23 protein-coding genes are annotated in these 22,568 nt (G+C 50.9%); 3 read left to right on the top strand and 20 right to left on the bottom strand.

Going from position 1 to position 22,568, the window contains the following annotated elements; all coding sequences use genetic code 11:
* Nucleotides 1-57: 57 nt before the first annotated feature.
* The 7 genes from ABGT54_RS12225 to ABGT54_RS12195 form a co-directional block, all read right to left on the bottom strand.
* Nucleotides 58-879 carry a carbohydrate ABC transporter permease gene (locus tag ABGT54_RS12225; RefSeq protein ID WP_346664321.1) on the bottom strand — a complete coding sequence of 274 codons (822 nt, stop codon included), beginning with the start codon at nt 877-879 and terminating at the stop codon, nt 58-60.
* A 12-nt stretch (nt 880-891) separates the two neighbouring features.
* Nucleotides 892-1,779 carry a sugar ABC transporter permease gene (locus tag ABGT54_RS12220; protein WP_346664320.1) on the bottom strand — a complete coding sequence of 296 codons (888 nt, stop codon included), beginning with the start codon at nt 1,777-1,779 and terminating at the stop codon, nt 892-894.
* A gap of 81 nt (nt 1,780-1,860) precedes the next feature.
* Nucleotides 1,861-3,162, bottom strand: coding sequence for a sugar ABC transporter substrate-binding protein (locus tag ABGT54_RS12215; protein ID WP_346664319.1), 1,302 nt, complete (start codon nt 3,160-3,162; stop codon nt 1,861-1,863).
* Nucleotides 3,163-3,302: 140 nt separating this feature from the next.
* The gene (locus ABGT54_RS12210; protein ID WP_346664318.1) at nt 3,303-4,367 is read right to left on the bottom strand and encodes a uroporphyrinogen decarboxylase family protein; all 1,065 of its coding nucleotides are present in this window, start codon (nt 4,365-4,367) and stop codon (nt 3,303-3,305) included.
* Nucleotide 4,368: 1 nt separating this feature from the next.
* Complete coding sequence (locus tag ABGT54_RS12205) at nt 4,369-4,665, bottom strand: hypothetical protein (RefSeq protein ID WP_346664317.1); 297 nt, start codon at nt 4,663-4,665, stop codon at nt 4,369-4,371.
* Entirely contained in the window at nt 4,650-4,838 is a 189-nt protein-coding gene (locus ABGT54_RS12200; RefSeq protein ID WP_346664316.1) for a hypothetical protein, read from the bottom strand. The genes ABGT54_RS12205 and ABGT54_RS12200 overlap by 16 nt, the downstream gene beginning before the upstream one ends.
* A gap of 226 nt (nt 4,839-5,064) precedes the next feature.
* Nucleotides 5,065-8,145 carry a glycoside hydrolase family 2 TIM barrel-domain containing protein gene (locus tag ABGT54_RS12195; protein ID WP_346664315.1) on the bottom strand — a complete coding sequence of 1,027 codons (3,081 nt, stop codon included), beginning with the start codon at nt 8,143-8,145 and terminating at the stop codon, nt 5,065-5,067.
* Nucleotides 8,146-8,335: 190 nt separating this feature from the next.
* On the opposite strand from ABGT54_RS12195, the gene ABGT54_RS12190 reads away from it, so the two are divergent.
* Nucleotides 8,336-8,707 carry a Rid family detoxifying hydrolase gene (locus ABGT54_RS12190; protein ID WP_346664314.1) on the top strand — a complete coding sequence of 124 codons (372 nt, stop codon included), beginning with the start codon at nt 8,336-8,338 and terminating at the stop codon, nt 8,705-8,707.
* Between the two features lie 86 nt (nt 8,708-8,793).
* On the opposite strand, the gene ABGT54_RS12185 is transcribed toward ABGT54_RS12190, so the two are convergent.
* The 5 genes from ABGT54_RS12185 to ABGT54_RS12165 are packed head-to-tail and all read right to left on the bottom strand — an operon-like array spanning nt 8,794 to nt 13,687.
* Nucleotides 8,794-9,450 (bottom strand): DUF6198 family protein, encoded by a 657-nt coding sequence (locus tag ABGT54_RS12185; RefSeq protein WP_346664313.1) that lies wholly within the window; start codon nt 9,448-9,450, stop codon nt 8,794-8,796.
* A 54-nt stretch (nt 9,451-9,504) separates the two neighbouring features.
* Nucleotides 9,505-11,118 (bottom strand): ASKHA domain-containing protein, encoded by a 1,614-nt coding sequence (locus ABGT54_RS12180; RefSeq protein ID WP_346664312.1) that lies wholly within the window; start codon nt 11,116-11,118, stop codon nt 9,505-9,507.
* Nucleotides 11,118-12,137: a methylcobamide:CoM methyltransferase MtbA gene (locus ABGT54_RS12175; protein ID WP_346664311.1), complete on the bottom strand. Its 1,020-nt coding sequence runs from the start codon at nt 12,135-12,137 to the stop codon at nt 11,118-11,120. Before ABGT54_RS12175 ends, ABGT54_RS12180 begins: the two co-directional genes overlap by 1 nt.
* Nucleotides 12,138-12,149: 12 nt before the next feature.
* Complete coding sequence (locus ABGT54_RS12170) at nt 12,150-12,800, bottom strand: corrinoid protein (RefSeq protein WP_346664310.1); 651 nt, start codon at nt 12,798-12,800, stop codon at nt 12,150-12,152.
* A 17-nt stretch (nt 12,801-12,817) separates the two neighbouring features.
* Nucleotides 12,818-13,687 carry a uroporphyrinogen decarboxylase family protein gene (locus tag ABGT54_RS12165; RefSeq protein ID WP_346664309.1) on the bottom strand — a complete coding sequence of 290 codons (870 nt, stop codon included), beginning with the start codon at nt 13,685-13,687 and terminating at the stop codon, nt 12,818-12,820.
* A 223-nt stretch (nt 13,688-13,910) separates the two neighbouring features.
* On the opposite strand from ABGT54_RS12165, the gene ABGT54_RS12160 reads away from it, so the two are divergent.
* Nucleotides 13,911-14,315: a sugar transporter gene (locus tag ABGT54_RS12160; protein WP_346664308.1), complete on the top strand. Its 405-nt coding sequence runs from the start codon at nt 13,911-13,913 to the stop codon at nt 14,313-14,315.
* Between the two features lie 163 nt (nt 14,316-14,478).
* Here the strand turns inward: ABGT54_RS12160 and ABGT54_RS12155 are convergent, their stop codons facing one another.
* The 5 genes from ABGT54_RS12155 to ABGT54_RS12135 all read right to left on the bottom strand — a co-directional run bounded on the left by ABGT54_RS12155 (nt 14,479) and on the right by ABGT54_RS12135 (nt 18,485).
* On the bottom strand, nt 14,479-15,306 hold the full coding sequence (locus ABGT54_RS12155; protein WP_346664307.1) for an amino acid ABC transporter ATP-binding protein: 828 nt from the start codon (nt 15,304-15,306) through the stop codon (nt 14,479-14,481).
* Nucleotides 15,290-16,000 carry an amino acid ABC transporter permease gene (locus ABGT54_RS12150; RefSeq protein WP_204908416.1) on the bottom strand — a complete coding sequence of 237 codons (711 nt, stop codon included), beginning with the start codon at nt 15,998-16,000 and terminating at the stop codon, nt 15,290-15,292. Before ABGT54_RS12150 ends, ABGT54_RS12155 begins: the two co-directional genes overlap by 17 nt.
* A gap of 82 nt (nt 16,001-16,082) precedes the next feature.
* Complete coding sequence (locus ABGT54_RS12145; RefSeq protein ID WP_346664306.1) at nt 16,083-16,958, bottom strand: transporter substrate-binding domain-containing protein; 876 nt, start codon at nt 16,956-16,958, stop codon at nt 16,083-16,085.
* Nucleotides 16,959-17,054: 96 nt separating this feature from the next.
* Nucleotides 17,055-17,882 (bottom strand): undecaprenyl-diphosphate phosphatase, encoded by an 828-nt coding sequence (locus tag ABGT54_RS12140; protein ID WP_346664305.1) that lies wholly within the window; start codon nt 17,880-17,882, stop codon nt 17,055-17,057.
* 21 nt (nt 17,883-17,903) lie between these two features.
* Entirely contained in the window at nt 17,904-18,485 is a 582-nt protein-coding gene (locus ABGT54_RS12135; protein WP_346664304.1) for a hypothetical protein, read from the bottom strand.
* Between the two features lie 181 nt (nt 18,486-18,666).
* Between ABGT54_RS12135 and ABGT54_RS12130 the strand changes: the two genes are divergently transcribed.
* Entirely contained in the window at nt 18,667-20,034 is a 1,368-nt protein-coding gene (locus ABGT54_RS12130; protein ID WP_346664303.1) for an MATE family efflux transporter, read from the top strand.
* A 99-nt stretch (nt 20,035-20,133) separates the two neighbouring features.
* On the opposite strand, the gene ABGT54_RS12125 is transcribed toward ABGT54_RS12130, so the two are convergent.
* From ABGT54_RS12125 to ABGT54_RS12115, 3 genes are all read right to left on the bottom strand, one after another.
* Nucleotides 20,134-20,658, bottom strand: coding sequence for a nitroreductase family protein (locus ABGT54_RS12125; protein ID WP_204932174.1), 525 nt, complete (start codon nt 20,656-20,658; stop codon nt 20,134-20,136).
* A 125-nt stretch (nt 20,659-20,783) separates the two neighbouring features.
* Nucleotides 20,784-21,761 (bottom strand): electron transfer flavoprotein subunit alpha/FixB family protein, encoded by a 978-nt coding sequence (locus ABGT54_RS12120; protein ID WP_346664302.1) that lies wholly within the window; start codon nt 21,759-21,761, stop codon nt 20,784-20,786.
* Nucleotides 21,761-22,555 carry an electron transfer flavoprotein subunit beta/FixA family protein gene (locus tag ABGT54_RS12115; protein ID WP_346664301.1) on the bottom strand — a complete coding sequence of 265 codons (795 nt, stop codon included), beginning with the start codon at nt 22,553-22,555 and terminating at the stop codon, nt 21,761-21,763. The genes ABGT54_RS12120 and ABGT54_RS12115 overlap by 1 nt, the downstream gene beginning before the upstream one ends.
* Between the last annotated feature and the right edge of the window lie 13 nt (nt 22,556-22,568).

Below are 22,568 nucleotides of genomic sequence, written 5' to 3'. Positions count from 1 at the left end.
TCTATTCCTCTCTATCCTACATCATACTGGAAGAACAGAAAAACGCAACCCCCAAATTTATCCTTTCACTCCGCCCATGGTCATGCCTTCCTTAAATTTGCTCTGCATGAAAATGTAGAACAGGAAAGGCGGCAGGAAGTTGATCACCGCGCAGGCCATGGTCAGTCCCACATCGGTATTGTACTGTGTCTTCATCAGGCTTAGGGCCAGCGGCAGGGTCTTCATTTCCTCCTTTGTGCAGGCAACCAGCGGCCACAGGAAATTGTTCCATGCGCCCACGAAAGTAAAGATTGCCAGCGCAAGCAGTGAAGAACGCACCACGGGCAGCACCACCCGGATAAACGTCTTAAAATTGCCGCAGCCATCGATCTTTGCCGCATCGATCAGATCCGAGGGCACATCCAGGATGGCCTGTCGCATAATGAACACTCCAAACGCCGTAGGAAGCGGCAGGATCAGCGCCCGGTACATATTCAGCCACCCCAGTCCTCTTGCGATCAGGAATAAGGGCACAATGATCACTTCCGAAGGCACGATCAGCGTCAGCACCAGGAAAATAAACCATTTATTATTCCCCTTAAAGTCCATCTTGGCGAAAGCGAAACCTGCCAGAGAGCATACCGCCAGAGTCAGGATCACGCCTGCCACGGCCACAAATACACTGTTGAAAATATAACGCTCAAAATGATCCACCTGGAATACCTTCACATACTGCTCCAGTGTCAGCTTGTCCAGGGAAAAATCAAAGTCAAACGCATTGATCGTAGATTTAAAGGACATCAGGAACATATAGAGGAACGGGAAAATGCTCATAATGATGATCGCGATCAGTACGATATCTGAAACACCTGCTTTTACCAATCTTTTTGCCAACTGCATGTTCACCCCTCCTTATACTTCTGACACATCTCTTCTGAGCAGCCGCTGCTGCATCAGACCAATGATAAGCACAACCACAAACAACACATTGGAAACCGCCATGGCATATCCGGCAGAAGCGCTGGAGCGGAAGCACAGCGTATACGCATACATCACCAGATCGGTGGTGGCGTTATTGGGACCCCCTCCGGTCAGGTTAAAGATCAGCTCAAAATTCCTAAGCGATGTGGTCACGCAGAGAAACAGTGTCAGTATGATCGTTGGTTTCAGCATCGGAAGCGTGATGGAGAAGAAGCATCGGATCTTTCCCGCTCCATCCACCCTGGCTGCCTCGTAACAGGTAGCCGGGATCGCCATCAGTCCCGACAGATAAATAACAGCATAATACCCCATCCATTTCCAGATCGCCACCATCGCCACCGTGGGCAGCGCCAGTTTCGCATCTCCCAGCAGCATGGATGGTTCGATGCCAAACAGGCCGAAGAACCACTCCACCGGCGGGATCTTGCCATTTAAAAGCTGTCTCCAGACTACGCCGACCACCGCATTGGAACAGAGGAAGGGGATGAAGATCACGCAGTTTGCGATCTTTCCCAGCAGCCGTTTCCTGTTTGCCAGCAGAAATACCGACACCAGGATGCCGGACGCCATCTGCAGCGGAACGATATAGACCAGCAGTTTCAGGGTATTTACAAGGGCTTTTAAAAACTTCGCGTCCCCCAGAAGCCTGGTATAGTTATCAATGCCCCGGAATACCGGCGGCGTAAGGATATTATATCTGGTAAATGCAAGCGCAAGCGAGATCAGCACCGATCCGATCACGAACAGCACCAGGATCAGTGTGATCGGCGTAATATACAGATATGGTTCGATTTTTTTGATTCCTGTTTTTTTCTTCATCTTCTCCATTCCTTATAATACAGAGAAAAGAAAAGCCCACAGACCGTGGGCCTTTCTTTTTGTCTTACATTTTTCATTCAATTACTCTTTATCTGCCCAGTATTCGTCCAGCAGCTGGTTTGCATACTCCTCTGCCTCTGTAAGTCCTTCTTCCACTGTCAGTTCTCCGGTCATGATTCCCTGAAGATCTGCAGCAAACTGTGCCAGAATATCATTTCCGCAGGGGCCGACCTGAGTGCCGTGCCATTTATCTGCATCCTCGGTATAGATGCGCTCCATCTTCGGATCGCCAACATAAGGCTCGCTGTTGGTCAGCGCTGCGCCCGGGCATTTTGCATGGTACTGTTCCATGAACTCTGCGCTGGTCACATATTTGATAAAGTCCATAGCCAGATCCGGATCGTCGGCGTCAGACATCAGGGTCAGATTGTCGGTTGCTCCAAATGTGCCGTAATCAACATTTTTCAGGGAAGTTACATAATCCCAGTTCAGATCCGGATAAGACTCTGCATAAGTAGTCTCGTCTGTCTGCGCGGAACGGTTTACGCCAAAGGCCGCCTTGCCTTCTCCAAAAATGGTGGAAAATGCGTCAGACCAGGAGTAGGACATGAAATCAGGGTTCATGTACTGGGTCAGATTTTTCATCCATTCCACAGCCTCTGTACCAGCTTCGTCCGCAAATGCTACGGATTTCAGATCGTCATTGTAGACCTGTCCGCCATTCTGCCACAGCGCGCTGAAATAATATGCGTTCAGGATCTGTGCCGGGCCGATATCGGAGGTGTTCATACCAACCGCGTATCCGTACTGGTCGATCTCGCCGTCGCCATCGGTATCCTGGGTTGCCTTCTCGCAGATTCTTACGAAATCATCCCAGGTTTCCGGCGGCTGCTCTCCCAGCTCATTTAAAATGTCCACATTGTAATACAGCACGAAAGGAACGCCTGTTACCAGCGGCCATCCATACTGACCGTCCATCATATAGCCGTTCTGCAGATATTTGTATTCTGCCTCGTCTTCCTCTGTAACGTAATCGGACATATCTGCAACCGCGCCTGCGTCAATATAGGTCGCAAACATCTCATTATACATATACCCCACGTCCGGGCCCTCGCCGGAGCTCATGGCTGTGGAATATGTTTCCTCGTATTTATCCCACGGGATCACTGTAATGTCAACGGTACAGTCATGCTCTTTTTCCCAGTCGCCAAGCAGGTCTCCCCAGTTTTTCTCCGTATCATCATCCAGTGGGGCCAGCCACACTTCCAGTGTCTTGCCACCTTCATCGGATGGTTCTTCCTCTCCATTGTTGCCGCATCCTGCCGCCAGACCGGTCACCATAGCCGTAACCAGCAGGGCGCTCAGCCATTTCTTCTTCATCATACTACCTCCTGTCGTTTTTTGGATCTGTGTTCTTCCTGTACTATTTACTCGGATTCTCCGCATACGACACAAGTTTAACACTATTGCAGTGTGGCAACAAATCAATTAATTTAATATATATTTATATTTATTACTTTTCTCTATAAACGGCAATCCCGGCTGTATCTCCTTGCCGCGTCCATAAAGAGATCCACCTGCTCCGGTCTGGTAGTTTCCGGGATATCACAGCCGGTGGTCAGGGTATATCCTTTTTCCGCTTTTTCGCCCGCTCCGATACAGCGATCAACCGCCTCCCTGATCTCATCTTCTGTTCCGTTCAGCATCACCTCTACCGGATCCACGTTTCCGGCGATCGGCACGAACCTTCCCAGATCCATGGCCGCTTCCTTAAGATCCACGATATTATCCAGGCTGATCTCATTTAACTCATACTTTGCCAGATATTTCCAGATGCTGTTAGTCTTGCCACACATATGAAGTGAGACCTTTTTCCCCGTCTTATGATATGCGTAATCGGTCAGCTCTTTGGTGTAGGGAAATACGAACTCCTCGTAGATCTTCGGCCCGATCAGCATCGGATTGGCCACCGGATCTGCCATGGCAATGCCAAGCCCATATTCCGCAGCCATATCGATACAGCTTTTCTGACTGTCGGTCATAAGCCGCAGAGCCTGATGCACCTCCAGAGGATATTTCCTAAGATCTCTTAATAAAAGTTCGACGCCCCGTAAATTTGACACATTGGTAAACGGGCCGCCAACGCTTGCCTCCACCGGCACAATCTCTCCTGCGGCTTCCATCAGAAGCTCCGCTGCCCGGGCAAAGTCCCGGATCCTGGGATTGTTTTTTGCATCCACCGGCTCCATCCCTTCCAGCATCCCATAATCTGTCAGGATCGGTCGATCCACATAGGGCACGCCATTATCCGGGTAAACATATGCGCCCCCCAGCGCTTCCACAATACCACGCGCATTAGGGCCGATCACGATCCGGTCCTGCCCGAATCTTTCAAATACCCGAAGCTCCGCCTCCGCCATCTTAACCGGATCATGCCAGAAATCCCAGACGCCGATCCCGGTAAACAGACATTTAAACTCACTCATAAAAGGGACCGCCGGATACCGGTCAAAGTCCCTTCCTTCCTCTAGCGCTTTCTTTCGTTCCACCGGCGTCATCTGATCCGCCGGATGTGGATGTGCTCTCATATTATCCCTCTTTCTTATGCGTGATCAAATTACGGATGGTATCCGGCTCTTCCTCCAGAGCCTCCGCAATCTCCTGAACAGACAGACCCTTCTCCAGTTTCTTTGCGATCAATTCCTGCAAAGCTTCCAGTTCCAGCGCCGGGTGCTCTTCCCTGATAAAATACGCGTCAGACAGCCGCAGCACTTCCTGCTCCGGCCGCTTCTTTTCCCCGTTATAAAAGATCACAAACCGGGGCGCCGGAATGGAAATCATCTTCTCCGAATACAGGTCATGGTCTTTGGTCATGACCGAATACAAATCGGATACTCAAGTGTGTTAATTTCCAGAAGTTCAGGATCCTTATATTCAGTTCCATTTACCGCATTATACAACTGCAGCGCCTCTTTGGGATCGCTGTACAGCATCGTAAAAACACTGGATTTAAAAATCCTGTTTGCTGACGGCAATTCCGTGGTATACGTGTTACCCATAAAAATCTCCTCCTTTTTTTGTTGTGCAGGAGATTTCCCTTACCTTTTTCAGAAATCTCTCTGCTGTTTACCTGGAATAAAAGCATTGAAATTTCTTGAAAAAAGAATATCAGACACGGATCAACCGCAAAAGAACTGTCAGAAATATAATGCTTTGGGCACATTATAGCATGGGAAAAAAAGGAAGTCCACTCCGAAGTGATTCGGAATGAACCTCCTGGTCTGTTTATACTCTGCGTACTGTAAACTGAAACTCTCTGTTTTTTCCGCTGTCCAGCACATACTTTTCATGAGCCCATGCGCCCCAGCTGTTGTCGCCGCCCACCCCGGTCTGTGCCTCCAGGAGGCGCAGCACAGTCGCATAGGACTGCGGAAGTTCATAATGATGCTTTGCATTTTCCAGCTCATGGCAGGTGTAGGGAAGCACGGAAAATTCAAACAACTCCGGACTTTCGATGCGGATTCCATTTCCTTTTTCGTCTCTTATTTCCATCCAGCGGGTATCCGCATGATTGCCACATTCCTGCGGCCGTACATAGTCAGCCATACCGTCCTGCGGCAATGCCTTCCAGACTCCCAGACGTCCGCCCCGTTTTCTGTCTCTGTACGTCTCTTCCGGCCCCAGCCCATACCAGGTAACATACCGAAAATCTTCCGGCAGTTTCCAGGACATCCCAAAACAGGGAAGTTCCGGAAGATCTTTGGCTCCCTCATACCGCTCTGTCACAGACATCGTACCGTCTGCGTCCACCTCATAACGCAGCTGCAGGAGCGCTCCCTGTCCCAGCTGGTATACCGTTTCCACTACAGCATTTTCCCCTTTTGCGGTACAGTCCACACGTTCCACTTTCGGATAAAGCGACGCGCCCTTCCACATCACACACCGCTCCGGCATCTTATTTCCTCTGTCATTATCTGTAGGCGCACGCCAGAATTCCGGGCGCAGCGTATCCGCCAGGTTGTAGACCAGTTCTTTTCCGTTCAGATGATAGGAAATGAGTTTTCCCGTCATCTTCTGGAACATGATCAAGAAGCCATTGCCCTTTATGGAAAAACTGCTGTCTCCGTCAATGATCCGGATCCTGCTTTCCGGTTTCTGCTGCTCTTTCCCGGCCGGCATTCCCGGTTTCTCCGGCTCGTCCACTCTTTCCACGCTCTGGCCAAAGCAAAGCTCTGTCCCCGCCTTTCCATAGGCCGTGTCTTCCGCCAGCACCATAGAAGCGGTCCGCACATACTCTCCGGGTTCCTCCGGAAGCACCATATCACAGGGAACTCTGGTCACCTGGCCGGGCGCCCCCTGGAACCGGCAGCTGCCTTTCGCAATGACCTCTCCCTCTTTTTCCAGCTGCCACACAAGGTGGAATCTGCTGCCATCCTCAAACAACTGCAGATTCTCCACCCGGATTTCTTCTGCCTCCGGATACAACCGGAAAGGCTGATAAAGATATTTAACTTCCTGCATTTTAGGAGACGGCGTCCTGTCCCCGCATATTATCCCGTTCGTGCAGAAATTTTCATTGCAGGGGCGGTCGCCAAAATCCCCGCCATAAGCCAGGTACTCCCGGCCTGTGCCATCTTTTTTATAAAGAGACTGATCGATATAGTCCCAGATAAATCCGCCGCAGTACTGAGGATACCGGTCCAAAAGTTCCGTATATTCGTCCAGATTCCCACAGGAATTCCCCATGGCATGGGAATATTCACACAAAAGATACGGCTTTTTCGGATCATTTTTCAAATACTCCTCCGCCTGCGCCGGCGTAGCATACATCCGGCTTTCAAAATCCGTCGTAGCCTCCCAGCGCCTGTCGTGACACACATTTTCATAGTGGACCGGGCGGCTTTGATCCCGATTCCGGAAATACATACTCATGTCATACAGATTCTGGCCGCTCCAGGATTCATTTCCCACGCTCCAGGAGAAAATGCAGGGATGATTTTTGTCCCGTTCCAGCATCGCTTCCGCCCGGCTCATGACCGCTTCATGCCACTTAGGGAAATCTCCCGGCAAAGTGTGATCATATTTCCCCAGATGCCAGGTCCCGTGCGTTTCCAGATTCGTTTCGTCCATCACATAGATCCCAAACCGGTCGCACAGTTCGTACCAGTAACTCTGATTGGGATAATGACTGGTACGGACAGCATTGATATTGTTCCGCTTTAAGAAACGAATGTCCCACTCCATTTCCTCTTTTCCAATGGCCCGGCCTTTTCTTGCAGAAAACTCGTGCCGGTTCACCCCGTTGATCCGAAGCCTTTTCCCATTAAAATATAGAACCGCATCCCGGATCTCCACCTGCTGGAAGCCCACGTTCTGGGCCGCCGACTCCAGGATCCGTCCCTCTTCATCCCGGACAGCGATCACCAGACGGTAAAGCCACGGGATCTCGGCACTCCACGGTTTCACCTCCGGTACGTTCAGGGCAAACTGTACAGTGGCCATAGATTCCGTCATCGAAATCCGTTCCTCCCCGGACAGGATACATTTCTCCTCTGCCGGGGCTTCCATCCGGATCCGTCCGTCATAAAGCTCCCATGAAACTTTTGCCTTTTCTGCCCCCGTCCCGTCGAGAGAAAGCTTCACGCAGGCTGTCCCCGTGGTATACCCCTGTGCCAGCCCCGCCCGGATATCCATATCCCGGATATGAAAATCCGGCAGCGCCCGGACCGTGACATCACGCATAATGCCACCCATTCTCCAGAAATCCTGATCCTCCAGCCAGCTTCCGCTGGAGAACCGATACACTTCCAGGGCAATCTTATTTTCCCCTTCCCGCACCTTCTCTGTAATATCAAAAACCGCCGGCGTATAGCTGTCTTCGCTATATCCCACATAACAACCGTTGATCCAGCAGTGAAACGCCGTCTCCACACCCTCCAGGTGCAGCTGCAGCCGTTTCTCCCTCATATGTTCCGGCAGCCGGAAACTTCTCACATAACAACCGGTAGGATTCGATTCCTCCGGGATCTGATGAGGCGCAACAGCCTCCCGCCCATCCCATGGATAGTCCGTATCCGTATACTGAGGAAAGCCATATCCGGACAACTCCATGTGGGCCGGCACCTGGATCGTGTCCCACCCCAGGCAGGAAAATCCCGGCTGTTCAAAACCTTCCGGCACAGACTCCGGATTCGGCACATATAAAAAACTCCAGGTTCCGGAAAGACTCACAGAAAGCCTCATATCCATCCCCGCCAGAGCCTCCGCCTCCGTCTCGTACCAGAAGTGATCCGAAACCGGAGCCAGCCGGTTCTCCTGGAAAAACTCCGGGTCAGTTAAATGCTGCAAAACAATTTCTCTTTTCATCACGTACTCCTCATTCTGTTGTTTGTTATTATGTTAACATAGGACGTAGACCTTTTGCAAAGGTCTACGTCCCAATTTGCATTTTAGGGTGTACCAAATTGAATTTCAGGGTGTACCCGGTACCGGTTGCTTTCCTCTCCGCCTCATGCTACGCTATACTCAAAAGCAATAAAGAAAGGACGGATTTACTATGAAAATCATTACTACAGACAAAATTGCTGCCTCCAACGGGCCTTACTCACAGGGATATACACATAATGGATTCTTTTTTACTGCCGGCCAGATTGGTGTAGAACCTTCTGACGGGGAGCTTCACGTCCACACCATCGAAGAGCAGACAGACCGGGCCTGCCGTAATATCGGCATCATGCTGGAAGCTGCCGGTACTTCTTTTGACAAAGTTATCAAAGCCAACTGCTTTATTGCTGACATGGATGATTTTGACGCGTTTAACCAGGTATATGCAAAATACTTTATTTCAAAACCGGCCAGAACCTGCGTCGCTGTGAAAACACTGCCCAAGCATGCGTTGTGTGAGATTGAAGTTATTGCTGCACTATAAAATATCTTAGGATATTAAAACATTTCAAAATGTGAACAAAGTGTGAATGGGGACGTAGACCTTTTGCAAAGGTCTACGTCCCCATTCTATTTTTCTATCTCCCACCGGTCCAGTACTTTGCTGATCCGTTTTGCGATCAGTCCTACCAATACGGCCGCCGCCACCGTGCCTTCCCGCACGCCTTCCAGGTGTCCGATAAATACAAACGACAGCACGCATGCCGTAATGACGAGCGTCACATCGAACCCCACCTTCATGTAGCCGAATTTGATCTTTGGAAATGTTTTGCAGATGGCCAGTACCACGCCTTCGCCGGCCAGCACCACCACGCCGGCCTTCACCTCCAGGCTGACGCCAGTGGCTACCAGCAGGATCCCGATGAGGCAGACGATCCACTGCTGCCAATAGGCGGTGCAGCTGATCCCCTGTACAGCCCACACACCAAAATCCGTCAGATATCCAAAGAAAAATGCCACCGGCAGCTGCATCAGCTGGATCGGGTGATACTGTCTCCTCAGAATCAGAATCTGCAGCAGGATAAACACACAGTGTATAAGTATGGTAGCCGTCCCGACCGTCAGCGGGGCAAACAGGCTCACCACATAGGGTACACTGGAGATGGGAGAGGTGCCAAGTTCCGCCTTAATCGAAAACGCCACTCCAAAGGCCATGATAGAAAGGCCCAAAAAAAGAAGCAGATACCGCTTCAGAATGTAAACAGATATACGATTCAAAGTTCTCATCCCTTTCTTCTTCCTTTCTATGATAGCAATCCTCGTTTTCCCTGCGTATTCTCGTTAAAACGTCGGAAATATCATGCTGTCTGTAAAGATCCTCTCGTAATTTTCCGTTTCTGCAAGCTCCATATATTCCATTTCTTCTGCCAGCTTCTCCATCTCCTGCTTCGCCTTTTTGGACATCAGCGCCATGTAGGCTCCTGTCTTGGAAGAGTTGCCCACATACACCAGCTTATCCTTTACCGCATCCGGAAGGATTCCTGTCCCAATCAGAGAATCCTCCGGAAGATGGGCGCCGAACTGGCCGGCGATCATCACCTTATCAAGATCCTCCATGCCGATCTGCGCTTCCCTAAGAAGAGCTGTGAACCCGGACAGGATCGCGCCTTTCGCCAGCTGCACCTGTCGCACGTCTCCCTGGGTCACCAGAATCTGCGGCTTCTCATGAAGGATGAATTCCCGTTTGGTCCCGTTCAGCTGAAGCAGCGGAAACCGGTAATCCTCCGGGGAGAGCTTGTCCTTCTTGATAAAGGCTCCCGTCTTTTTCACCAGTCCGGTACGCAACAGTTCTTTCACCACTGCCAGGATCCCGCTTCCGCAGATGCCTGCCGGCTCCTGTCTGTCGTCCTCCCGGTCGCCGATCACCCGGATCTTCACACCTTCTTCTGTGATCTTCACATCCTCAATGGCGCCCTGCGCCGCCCGCATGCCGGCGCTGATGTTCATGCCCTCCAGGGCCGGTCCTGCCGCGCAGGAACAGCACAGGAGCCGCCCGTTGCTGGCCAGAACGATCTCTCCGTTGGTGCCGATATCAATAAACAACACATGCCCCTTTTCCTTTTGCAGTTCACACACATAGGTTCCCGCCACAATATCTGCCCCGATGTAAGCCGACACCTGGGGAAGACAATAGAGAACCGTATCTTTTCCGGCTTCGATGCCGATCTGGGATGCAGGAAGCTCCTGCGCCTTCGTAAACTTTGGCCGGTACGGGGACCTGCCGATGCCTCTTGCGTCTACTCCCAGCAGCATATGTGTCATGGTACAGTTAGCCGCCACTGCGATTTCCCGGATCTCTTCTCTGGAAACGCCCGCCTCTTCGCAGACCTCCCCGATCATGCCGTTCACGGACTGTACGATTGCTTCCTGAAGATCTTTCACTCCGGTCTCCGGGTGCTCATATTCATAGGTGATCCGGGTCAGCACATCCAGCCCGTAATGCTTCTGGGCATTAATCATGGATGCGCCTGCCAGCTCCTGTCCGGTGGAAAGCTCCACCAGCGCCGTCACCACCGTTGTTGTGCCAATGTCGATCACGATGCCGTATCCTTCGTCAAAATGGTCTTTTTCAAATGCCGGGAGATATCCCTTTGTCAGTACTTCGTGCTTCCGTTCTTTTTTCAGAAGCTCCACTTCCATGGTCCCGTTCACATCGATCATGCAGGACAGGCGGATCCCGGCTTCTATCTCTTCCGGTTTCAGAAGCGCCCGCTCCGTCTCAGACATGGCAGGCAGTTCCCCCTGGCAGATCCGCACTTTACATTTGCCGCAGATTCCCTTGCCGCTGCAGGGATTATCCACAAATGCACCGCCCTCCAGCAGAACGTCCAGGAGATTGGCGCCCTCTTGGCAGGAAATGCTTTTTTCTGTCTGTCTGATCCAAATCCTGGCCATTACTTTTCGCCCTCCTGCATACAGGCAAGGATCGCCTGAATATTTACAAGCGGAGATTTCATCCCAAGGCCGCAGGCCGGGGCGATAATATCCGATCCGCTCTTGATACAGCTCTTTGTCAGCATCTTCACCCGATCCGGATCGCCAAACTCCAGAGCATAGGTGCTGACATTTCCCATCAGCACGCGGTCCGGAAGGTGTTTTCTTGCCTCCTTCATCGGCACGACGGAATCAAAACTTAAGGCGCTGCTCTTTACCTCGTTAATCTCCTGGTATACCGGGCCCATCTGCCCGCAGATATGGACGATGGTCCCCAGCTTTTCCTTCTGAAGTCCCTGAAGCAGCCGGTTGATATAAGTGACCGCAAATTCCTTAAAATATTTCGGCCCCAGAATTTCTCCCGTCCCACTGGGATCGGAGATGGCGATCACATCTGCGCCCGCCTCGATCTGCGCCCGCCCAAAAGCAATCAGCTGATCGGTGATAAATTCCAGATACCGGTGGGCCTCTTCATTCTTTTTCCGCAGCTCTTTGTAGAAATTAACCGGCTCCATCACAGAACTTGCCGTACTCACCGGCCCGGTCAGATTTCCCACGATGGGAACGTCCTTTGTCTCTTCCTTTAAAATGCGGATCGCGTCCGTCACCACTTTGGCACGGCCCCTGGTGACGTCTACCGGCGTCAGCCTGTCCACCTCGCTGACAGAATCGATCACATATTCCACCACATGGGGCTCATAGATGTTGGTGCCCATATCCACTTTCGCGCCCATTTCCCCGGCTTCCACCGTCATGCAGAAGGGAACGCCGACATTTTCAAAGCATCCCTTCTCATAGACAGCCTTTGCAAGATCCGCCATCTTTCTTGCGTCCGTATGGGCCTCCGGCAGATAGACCTGTACTTCTTCCATCAGATCCTTTGTTACCATGTTCATCATGCCTCCGGGACAGATACATGCCGGCCGGTCCGGACGCCCGCCTTCAAAAATGAGTTTTAGTCTTTCTTTTGGTGTCAGCATTTCTCGTTTCTCCTATGCAATCTTCATCAGGCGTTTCGCCAGTTTTACGGCTTCCACCGCATTCTGCGAGTAGCCGTCCGCACCGATCTTATCCGCATATTTCTGGGAAATCGGTCCTCCTCCGATCATGACCTTGACCTGATCGCGGATCCCGGCCTCCTCCAGTAGATGGATCACCGTCTCCATACCGCCCATGGTGGTAGTCATCAAGGTGGACATACATACAATATCTGCATGCTCTTCTTTGGCTGTATCCACAAATTTCTGCAGTTCTACGTCTCTTCCCAGATCAATCATCTCAAAACCGGCGGTTTCCATCATAATCTTCACCAGATTTTTTCCGATATCGTGGGTATCGCCCTCCACTACGCCAATGACGGCCTTCGCTTTGTGGTCGTCCTTCGTTTCCGGCAGATAAGGCCGCAGAATATCCAGGCCCACATACATGGCGTCAGAGCAGAGCAGCACATCGGTTACGAAATATTCCTCCTGCTCATACATCTCACTGGCCCGGTTCATTCCGTCTACCAGTCCGTCCATGATGCCGTCAAAAGCGGGATAACCTGCATCCAGATATTCCCGGGCCGCTTCCGCCACGTCGTCTTCCTCCATCTCAAACACGCCGTCCGACAGCCGTTTCAACAAATCTTCTTTTGAACTCATCGCAGTTCCTCCTGATCCTAGATTAATACAAGTTCTTTAAAAACACCGGTTTCCAGTTTATATCCTACATTTTTGATGCACATCTGGCCTGCGAACTTTGCCTTGCCAGTCATCTGGATGCAGGCCTCGCCGTAGCGGATCCCCGGCGGAACCGGATGCTCTTTCAGTTTCCCGTGTCCGGTTCCCAGTAGTGCAAATGTGGTCTTGGGGCAGAGCAGGATCATGGTATGTTCATCCGCCAGCCTTTCCGCCTGCTTTAAAAATTCATAAGTGAAATCCTCTACCACCTGTCCGGCCATCTTTGGCCCCAGAATATTCACCCCGCCGGTGGAATCTGCGTAACTGATCAGATCCACTCCATATTTTTTCGCTTCTTCCATAAATCTTAGTATTTCTTTTCCCAGTTTCCAGAATACCTCTTTCATCAATTCCGGCTGCTTTCTCATGGCCTTAAAAACATACCGGGCGTCGATCAGTACGTTCAGGATGGTAAATGGACCGGATACCTGCAGCACCACATGCTCGCCCTGCTCCCGGAGCATCCGGCAGGCCAGCAGGACTTCATGGATCCTTCCTTTGCTAAAATCTATGGGCTGCAGCTCCAGCAGTTCTTCCGGCTTCGTGCAGAGATACTCCTTTGCCCGGGGCCCTGTCTTATCATTTCCGTAATTCACCAGGCCTCCCATGGCTTCCGCCTCTACTGTATGGCAAAAAGGCAGTTCACAGAAAGCCGCGCCGTCATGCGCTTTCAGAGCCCTGGACAGTTTCGCCATGGCGTCCGCATGGAGATAGGCATCCGGAAAGGTAAGGCCAAGACCTTTCGTCACCTCAGCGTTTATCCCGGCTGAATTATCATAGGTACAGTTAAAATCTTTGATCTCTCCCAAGGTAAGCCCTCCTTTTTCATCTCCCTATGCCCATGGCAGAAGTATAACACAAAGCAGAGCTTCCGGCTACCTTAACCCGCTTTCTTAATCCAGCGGCAGGGATCCTGCTTCTGAAGTTATAGACATATTCTATTGCTGACTTTGTACATTAGAAAAAGCAATTTGCCATCTAAACGACAAAAGACTATACTGAATAACAGATATGAATAAGGAGGTAATCACCATGTCTATTACTGCAGAAACTGCGAAAGCACATGCAAATGATCCGGCCGTATTGTGCTGCCGCGCGGAAGCCGGCATCACCATCGAAGCTGCCAATCTGGAGGATCCGGCCATCTTTGATGAACTGGTAGATTCCGGGCTCCTTACCCTGGACGGCTGCCTGACGATCGGACAGGTACTGGGCGCAACGTTGACCAGAACCAGCGATTCTTTATCCCCATTAACCCCAGACAATGTTGAAGGATACAAAGATTCCGTACCGGAAGAAGAACCGGAAGCTGATCCTGTCGAATCCTCTCAGCCGGCAGCGGTCAGTGTCTCAGGCGCAGTAGCACAGATCCAGCATGGAAAAGTCGTTATTTCCATCAAAGAAGGAAAGGACATCTATCTGGAGCTTCCGATATAAACAGGACTGATACCTTTTTATGACATATTTTCCCTTTTCAATGAACGCGCAAACGAAAGAGAGACAGCGGCATATGCTGCTGTCTCTCTTTCGTTTGCGTGAAATGGCCAGACTCCTGTATAACATCCGGCCGCCTCGCATGATTGTCTCACAGACTTTCACTTTATAAGATTTTGGATAAAAATTCTTTTAACCGGGGCTCCTTCGGATGAGCGAAAAACTCCTCCGGAGGCGCTTCTTCTTTAATCTGTCCGTCGTCCATGAAAATGACTCTGGACGCCACTTCTCTTGCAAATCCCATCTCATGGGTGACCACCACCATGGTCATTCCATCCCGCGCCAGCTCCTTCATCAGTTCCAGCACCTCTCCTACCATCTCCGGGTCCAGAGCGGAAGTCGGCTCGTCAAACAGGATCACATCCGGATTCATGGCCAGGGAACGGATAATCGCAACCCTCTGCTTCTGTCCGCCGGACAGAGTAGACGGATAAACATCCGCCTTATCGTCCAGGCCGATCCGCCGCAAAAGCTCCATGGCCTGCTCTTTCGTCTCCTTCATGATCTCTTCTTTGGTCGTATCAACCGGCATAAGTTCCAGTTTATCTGCGCCGCGGAATGTATTTTTCAGACGGATCATCCGGTTTTTCCGCTTCGCTTTCTTCAGGTCCTGACATTTCAGGTATGCAGGCGCCAGCATAATGTTCTGCAGCACCGTTTTATTCTGAAAGAGATTAAAATGCTGGAATACCATGCCCATATGGCGGCGGTGCACATTGATATCCACCTTCATATCGGCAATGTCCACGCCATTAAAGATGATGCTTCCGCCGGTCGGGTCTTCCATACAGTTCAGGCACCGGAGAAAGGTACTCTTTCCGGAGCCGGAAGGTCCAAGCACAGCCACGATATCCCCTTTATTGATGGTGATATTGATATCTTTCAGCACATCTGTGCCGTCAAAGCTTTTCCTGAGGTTAATTACTTCGATCACTCTTCTTCAGGCTCCTTTCCAATAATTTGATCAACAGCGTGATGATCAGTACCAGCGCAATGTAGATCAGCGCCATTACCAGATACGGAACCATGAACTCATAGCTGTTGCTTCCAATGTAGTTAAACGCCACATACAGATCCGCCGCTCCGACAAAGCTGACTACGGATGTCTCTTTGATCAATGCGATAAATTCATTTCCCAGCGTAGGCAGGATATTTTTCACCGCCTGGGGGATCACGATCTTCTTCATGGTCGTGCCAAAGCCGAGTCCCACCGCACGGCCTGCCTCCATCTGTCCGGGATCCACCGACTGGATTCCGCTTCGCATGATCTCAGATATGTACGCTCCGCTGTTCAGTCCGAATACCAGCATCGCCACCTGGACTCCCGTGATCTGCCAGCCGATCAGCGGCAGCAGCACATAGTAAAATACCAGCAGCTGAACCACTGTCGGCGTTCCCCGAAACAGCGCCACATAGAAACTGCAGATCCCGTTCAGGATCCGGGGCAGCCGCTTATACTTGGGGATCACCCGCACGGTCGCGATCAAGGTTCCGATCAGGATACCGATCAGCAGGCCAGTAACCGCGATCAGCAACGTATTCTGCAGACCTTCCACAACTCTTACATAGCCGTTCTGGTCCAGAAATATCTCGATAAATCTCTCTACTTTCTGACTAAAATTGCCCATTGCTTTCCCTTCTTAAAAGAAGGAAGGCGCTGTCAGACCAACTGCCGCCTTCCTTTTCATTTTCTTCTTACTGAAACGCTTCTTACTGCACTTCGTTGATAGCTTCTGTGATCGCTGCTGCCGGAGCCGCGTCGATGATCACATACTGGATCTTGCCCTGAAGCATATCCTGCACTGCCAGAGAACCATTCTTATATGGTACACATTTTGCCGGAAGTCCTTCAAAGCCCCAGTCTGCATCGCCTTCTACATAGAACTGTCCGGTAGTTCCCTGCTGTACGCCAACGGAATCGGAAGAGTCAAGCTCTGCAAGCTTTGCTGCCACCGCGTCCGCATCTGCACAGTCATCAAAGGAAGTATCTGTGCTTGGCACGATCAGACGCTGAGATGCCTGATAATAAGAGTCCGTAAAGGTTACCAGTTCTTCTCTTTCCTCATTGATGGTAAGACCGGCCATTGCGATATCACATTTATGCTGTCCGACAGACAGACATACCGCGTCAAAATCCATGTTCTGGATCACCAGTTCCTGTCCAAGCTCTTCTGCAAAAAGGGCTGCCAGTTCCATATCGATCCCGTAATAATTATCGCCCTGTGTATATTCAAAGGGTTCAAAAGCCGCATTGGTAGCTACCACAAGCTGATCCTTGGAAGTATCCAGCTCAGCAGACTGCACTGCTTCCGGCTCGCCGTCGCCAAAATACTTATCGCAGATCTCATCAAAGGTGCCGTCCTCCAGAACCTTTGCGATAAATGCGTTCGCCTGCTCCAGAAGTTCCGGCTGATCTTTGTCCACGCCGAATGCATATTCTTCATCCGTCAGATCAATATCGATCACTTTGGCTGTCGTTGCTCCGCTTTCTGCGCCGTCCTTTCCTTCCTCTGAACTTCCGCCGCATCCGGCAAGTGTCCCACAGGCCAGAACCAGCGCCAGGCCTAATGCTAATTTCTTCTTCATAATTCCTGTCCCTCCATTTTCCTTTCAGATGCATACGGGTGCATAAACATGCAACCGTTCTCATAATTATAACACGTTTTTTTCAAAAAGCAAGACCTAAGCCGCAATCGCCGACACCAGAGACACCAGAAGGATCAGCGCGCCCAGAACAATCCGGTAATAGCCAAAGATCTTAAAGTCGTTTTTCTTGATGTAGCCCATCAGGAATTTGATGGCTACGATGGACAATCCAAAGGAGACCAGACAGCCAAGAAGCAACAGGCCGAATTCCTCCGCCGTAAATGCAAAGCCGAATTTTGCCAGCTTTAACAGGCTTGCGCCAAACATGGCCGGGATCGCCAGAAAGAAGGTAAACTCTGCAGCCACCTCTCTGGACACGCCGATGATCAGCGCTCCTACAATGGTAGCTCCGGACCGGGAGGTGCCGGGGATCAGAGCCAGCATCTGGAAAAAGCCGATCCACAGAAGCATCCGCACCGTCAGCTCCGAGATCTTGGTGACACCGGGCTTTTTCCCTGCATTGTGATTTTCCACAACAATGAACAGGATACCATAGACGATCAGCATCACTGCCACCGGAAGGGGCTTATAAAACAGCCGGTCCAGCACGTCGTCAAAGAGGAGGCCCACTACGCCGGCCGGGACGGACGCGATCAGCACCTTGATCCACATCTGCCAGGTCAGCATTTTCTGCCGCTGCGTCTTTTTTGGTGAAAATGGGTTCAGCTTATGGAAGTACAGAACCACCACCGCCATAATGGCGCCCAGCTGGATCACCACATTGAACATTTCCATAAATGCATCGCTCATGCCGGGGGCCAGGAAATCCCCTACCAGGATCAGGTGACCGGTACTGCTGACCGGAAGCCACTCAGTGATACCTTCTACAATCCCCAGAATGATTACTTTTATAATGTCTAACATTTCTTTTTTTCCTCCGTTATTCTACTCCTCATATACCACTAATTCTCTTCGGTCTGCCAGAAAACAGAACTTCTCCATGCCGATCCGGTCCGCGCTCTGGTCCCAGGCCATCCTGGCATGTTCTTCCATCTTTTCCACTACCTGCGGCTGTCCCGCCGGAGCAAACAGCACCGTATCCTTGGCAGGCAGCATGATCACCAGATCGTCTTTGAGTTTATCTACGCAAACCTGCCAGATATGCTTTAAGCAGATGGCCGTGGCTTCGTTATGACCGTCTGCCAGGATCGCAAAGGCGCCGTACCAGGTATTGCCGATCACAAACTCCACGTCCCGCACCAGATTCTCACAGGCTGTGTGATAAAGCTCCTCGATATCACATCCCGGCGGCAGCATGGAATCCTTCAGCACTTCGTAAGTATCCCCCTGTCGCTTTATTACAAATATAATCTTCAGATCTCCCAGGAATGCCACGACCGGGGCGTCTTTTTCAGAAAAATGCTTCCCTCCCAGCGCATGGGTATCTGTAAGTTCCTTTTTGATCCACGGATAAATCTTCTCGCGGATTTCCTCCCACTGATAGCGGGATTCTTCGTACTTTTTCATACTTTCTCTCCCAATCTTTCTTCTCTTTGCCGCCCGGCGGCACATTTCTTTTCTATTCTAGCAAAAATCTCTTTATAAAGCAATTTAATAATGCTATGATATCTTAAGATATCCGGTTCTGATACCGGAACCGGAAGGTACAGGAAATTATCAGAAGATAAAACACATGGGGGACTATGGTATGAGCACAGAGAGCAGGACTTCGAATCCGATTACCGAAGGCGTGATCTGGAAACAGCTTTTGATTTTTTTCTTCCCGATCATGGTAGGAACGCTGTTCCAACAGCTATATAATACGGTAGACGCCGTGATCGTGGGCCGCTTTGTGGGAAAGCAGGCCCTGGCAAGCGTGGGCGGATCCGCCGCCGTACTTTCCAACTTTGTCATTGGCTTTTTTACCGGCCTGTCCGCCGGAGCCAGTGTGATCATCGCCCAGTTTTACGGCGCAAAAGATGAGAAAAACCTGAATAAAGGTCTGCATACAGCCTATGCCTTTTCCATCGTCGCAAGCATCCTGATCTCCATCATCGGATGGTTTGCCACGCCGGGCCTTTTGCGGCTTCTGAAGACGCCGGAAGATACCATCGCAGATTCCACGCTGTACCTTCGGATCTACTTCCTGGGCATCATTTTTACCCTGATCTACAATATGGGATCTTATATCATGCGGGCTCTGGGAGATTCCAGGCGTCCGCTTTATTACCTGATCATCTGCTGTATTTTAAATATCATCCTGGACCTGGTTGCCGTTGTAGGCCTTGGCATGGGCATTGCAGGCGCCGCTATTGCCACTGTGATCTCCCAGGCAGTAAGCGCGGGGCTAGTGTCCCGGGCTCTGATGAAATCTTACGATATGCTGCGCCTGCGGCTTCGGGCCATCCGGATCCATCCGGATCTTCTCAGGGCAGAATTCCGCATCGGCCTACCGGGCGGGCTCCAGTCCTGCGCATACAGCATCTCCAATATCATCATACAGACCGCCATCAACAACTTTGGAACAGATACGGCGGCGGCCTGGGCGGCGTTTGGAAAGGTAGACGCCATCTTCTGGACCATTACCGGCTCCTTTGGCATCACCATCGCCACCTTCGCCGGCCAGAATTACGGCGCCAGAAAATACGAACGGATCCAGCGAAGTGTACGGGTGTGCCTTGGCATGTCCCTGGCATTGTGCGGCGGACTTCTGGTCTTCCTTTTCGTCTGCTGCCGCCCCCTCTACTATGCCTTTACTACAGATCCCAACGTAGTAGATATCGGAGTATTCATGCTGCGGACCATCGCTCCAAGTTATGTAATCTACATCTTTGTGGAAATTTTCTCCGGCGCTCTTCGCGGCATCGGCGACGTACTGATCCCGGTATGTATTACCATGGGCGGCGTACTGATCATCCGCCTGTCCTGGATCTTGTTCGTCACCCCCATGACCGGAGAATTGTCCACCCTGCTGTACAGCTATCCCCTGGCCTGGGGAGCGACACTGCTTTTGCTGGCGCCTTATTACTGGCGCAGGAAGAACCGGCTCCTTGTCTCAGGTGAAGCGGGCCGATAATTCCCACACTTTCCCCCTGCAAAGATTACGGGGCAGGAAGCGGCTTTTTCCAGTCGCTTCCTGCCCCGTTTCAAATGAGCGGTTTCGCACTTCTAAGATTTAGAATTTCTCGTAATGTACCTTCTCCATCGGCAGCTTGTCAAGCTCATAAGCAGCCGGTTTTGCAGCAGGCATACCAAGAGACAGGATAGCCTGGAGTTTGTAGTTCTCCGGGAATCCAAGTCTTGCGCGTACATACTCCTCTGTAGTCGTATCCGCGTCAGCTTTACGCAGTCTTCCCTGGATCCAGCAGCTTCCCAGTCCCAGATGATCTGCCATCAGATGCATGTTGGTCATAGCTACGGAGCAGTCTTCTACCCATACGTCCTGCTTGTCAGCGTCTCCGATCACAACGATGGCGCATTTTGCTTCTTTGAGCATGGCAACGCCGCCTTCCCGGCATCCGGACAGTTCATCCAGCATAGCCCTGTCTCTTACTACAATAAACTCCCAGGGGCGGATCGCTTTTCCGGATTCTGCAAGAAGACCTGCCTGCAGCACTTTGGTAAGGCTCTCTTCCGGGATATCCTCTTCTGTGTATTTGCGGATGCTTCTGCGGTTTCTCATGATGTCTAATAATTCCATAATGATTCTTCCTTTCTATTGAATATAAATAATTTACTTTCTGACCTTTTCCACGTTCAGAAGGATTGCCGTCATATACAGTATAACAGCAATCCTTCTTTTTTGCATTATATATTATGGGGGGACTACAACTCTAAGTATGCTTTCAGCACCTCATTTAAATCTGCCGCGATTCCATAGTCGGCAATGTTGTAAATCGGCGCATTCTCATCTGTGTTGATGGCAACCATCAGCCTGGTATCCTTGATGCCTTCCGTGTGCTGGATCGCACCGGAAACTCCCAGTGAGATACAGATCTTCGGACGGATGGTAAATCCAGTCTGTCCGATCTGGTTCTGGAATGGGATCTGGCCTGTATCTGCCAGCGGTCTTGTTCCACCGATGGCAGCCCCGATCTTGTCCGCAAATGCTTTCAAAAGTGCAAAGCTTTCCGGCTCTTCGGCCCCTCTTCCGCCTACGACTACCACTTCAGCCGCAAGGATGCTGTCTGTTTCTGCTTCTGCAGGAACTGCTCCGACCACCTCAACCTTGGAAGCCGGAAGTGCGATATCATCAAAATACGTCACTTCTGCAGATCCTTCTCCTTCATAAGGAGTATAAACGCCCGGTCTTACTGTCATCATCTGGGGATAATAACCTTCTTTGGTCACGATGGTAACGAATACATTCTCGCCAAAGGAAGGCTTGTTCTGTTTGATATAGTAAGTGCCGTCTTCTCTCCTGGCCACCAGAAGTTCTGTACAGTCTGCGGTAAGTCCACAGTTCAGCTTCACTGCCACTCTGGAGAAGATGGAGCGTCCCATGGGTGTTGCCGGTACCAGCACGCTGGAAGGATCGATCTTCTTCAGCATATCGGCGATCACCTGGCTTAACGCGTCATCCTGAAATGCACAGTCTCTGTCTGTCTTGACTGCATAAATTTCATCTGCGCCTGACTGTTTTAACTGATCTGTAAGAGCTTCACACTTTTCTCCGGCAACGATCACCTGGATCGGTTCGCCTGTTGTTTCTTTGATGCTGTGTGCTGCGGAGATCAGTTCTGCTGTGACAGGCTCAATTTTTCCATTATAATTTTCTGCGTATACGCAAATTCCCTTAGCCATTACTCTTTTCCTTTCTCCGTCTCAATTAACTCTTTCAGTTTTTCAGCCAGTTCTTTCGGTGTACCCGTCAGGAACTCTGCCTTCCTGTCGCTTTCAGGCTCAAAGGAGTCTGTTACGATGGTCGGAGATCCTTTCAGACCAATTTCCTCAGGATCCATGCCCATCTCAGCATTGGTATAGGTAGCCAGCGGTTTGGACTTTGCCGCACGTTTGGTACGAAGGGTGGCAAGTCTTGGCTCATTGGCTCCGAAGTTTACGCTTACCAGCGCCGGCAGCGCCGCCTTGATGGTCAGATCCAGTCCCTGGAACTTCTTCATAATTGTTACCTTGTCCGGCTCGCTCTCGTCATAAGAAACAGCCTGGATCTCTGTGACATGCGGAATATCGAGGTATTCTGCAACCATGGCTCCTACCTGGCCGGTAGCGCCGTCTGCTGACAGCGCTCCGCCCATGATGAGGTCAAATGTACCATATTTCTTAATTCCTTCTGCCAGAACCTTCGCAGTCGCGATGGTATCTGCACCGCCGAATACACGATCGGTGATCAGGCAGCTCTCGTCACATCCAAGTGCCATAGCGTCTCTTAATGATTTTTCCGCATCCGGAGGTCCCATGGTAAATACCACTACCTTGCCGCCTGTCTGTTCTTTCAGGACAAGCGCCGCCTCGATGGCGTTCAAGTCGGAAGGATTGATCATTCCTTCTGAGCTTGCGCGCACCAGGGCATGTGTTTCGGGATCTACAGACACATCGTTTGAAACCGGAACCTGTTTAATCAGAACTGCTATATTCATATCTATTCTTCTC

This window comes from uncultured Merdimonas sp. (assembly GCF_963929015.1).
Classification (GTDB): Bacteria; Bacillota; Clostridia; order Lachnospirales; family Lachnospiraceae; genus Merdimonas.
The sequence above is the reverse complement of the archived record's forward strand: the minus strand, read 5'-3'. Positions and strand labels throughout refer to the sequence as shown.

What these genes read in the sequence shown, in the direction of transcription:
- ABGT54_RS12210 (WP_346664318.1), bottom strand. Translation starts at nt 4,367, where the DNA reads ATGAGAGCACATCCACATCCGGCGGATCAGATGACGCCGGTGGAACGA.
- ABGT54_RS12200 (WP_346664316.1), bottom strand. Translation starts at nt 4,838, where the DNA reads ATGGGTAACACGTATACCACGGAATTGCCGTCAGCAAACAGGATTTTT.
- ABGT54_RS12225 (WP_346664321.1), bottom strand. Translation starts at nt 879, where the DNA reads ATGCAGTTGGCAAAAAGATTGGTAAAAGCAGGTGTTTCAGATATCGTA.
- ABGT54_RS12150 (WP_204908416.1), bottom strand. Translation starts at nt 16,000, where the DNA reads ATGGGCAATTTTAGTCAGAAAGTAGAGAGATTTATCGAGATATTTCTG.
- ABGT54_RS12170 (WP_346664310.1), bottom strand. Translation starts at nt 12,800, where the DNA reads ATGAGTTCAAAAGAAGATTTGTTGAAACGGCTGTCGGACGGCGTGTTT.
- ABGT54_RS12160 (WP_346664308.1), top strand. Translation starts at nt 13,911, where the DNA reads ATGTCTATTACTGCAGAAACTGCGAAAGCACATGCAAATGATCCGGCC.
- ABGT54_RS12180 (WP_346664312.1), bottom strand. Translation starts at nt 11,118, where the DNA reads ATGGCCAGGATTTGGATCAGACAGACAGAAAAAAGCATTTCCTGCCAA.
- ABGT54_RS12125 (WP_204932174.1), bottom strand. Translation starts at nt 20,658, where the DNA reads ATGGAATTATTAGACATCATGAGAAACCGCAGAAGCATCCGCAAATAC.
- ABGT54_RS12145 (WP_346664306.1), bottom strand. Translation starts at nt 16,958, where the DNA reads ATGAAGAAGAAATTAGCATTAGGCCTGGCGCTGGTTCTGGCCTGTGGG.
- ABGT54_RS12115 (WP_346664301.1), bottom strand. Translation starts at nt 22,555, where the DNA reads ATGAATATAGCAGTTCTGATTAAACAGGTTCCGGTTTCAAACGATGTG.
- ABGT54_RS12190 (WP_346664314.1), top strand. Translation starts at nt 8,336, where the DNA reads ATGAAAATCATTACTACAGACAAAATTGCTGCCTCCAACGGGCCTTAC.
- ABGT54_RS12140 (WP_346664305.1), bottom strand. Translation starts at nt 17,882, where the DNA reads ATGTTAGACATTATAAAAGTAATCATTCTGGGGATTGTAGAAGGTATC.
- ABGT54_RS12215 (WP_346664319.1), bottom strand. Translation starts at nt 3,162, where the DNA reads ATGATGAAGAAGAAATGGCTGAGCGCCCTGCTGGTTACGGCTATGGTG.
- ABGT54_RS12185 (WP_346664313.1), bottom strand. Translation starts at nt 9,450, where the DNA reads ATGAGAACTTTGAATCGTATATCTGTTTACATTCTGAAGCGGTATCTG.
- ABGT54_RS12135 (WP_346664304.1), bottom strand. Translation starts at nt 18,485, where the DNA reads ATGAAAAAGTACGAAGAATCCCGCTATCAGTGGGAGGAAATCCGCGAG.
- ABGT54_RS12220 (WP_346664320.1), bottom strand. Translation starts at nt 1,779, where the DNA reads ATGAAGAAAAAAACAGGAATCAAAAAAATCGAACCATATCTGTATATT.
- ABGT54_RS12130 (WP_346664303.1), top strand. Translation starts at nt 18,667, where the DNA reads ATGAGCACAGAGAGCAGGACTTCGAATCCGATTACCGAAGGCGTGATC.
- ABGT54_RS12195 (WP_346664315.1), bottom strand. Translation starts at nt 8,145, where the DNA reads ATGAAAAGAGAAATTGTTTTGCAGCATTTAACTGACCCGGAGTTTTTC.
- ABGT54_RS12120 (WP_346664302.1), bottom strand. Translation starts at nt 21,761, where the DNA reads ATGGCTAAGGGAATTTGCGTATACGCAGAAAATTATAATGGAAAAATT.
- ABGT54_RS12175 (WP_346664311.1), bottom strand. Translation starts at nt 12,137, where the DNA reads ATGCTGACACCAAAAGAAAGACTAAAACTCATTTTTGAAGGCGGGCGT.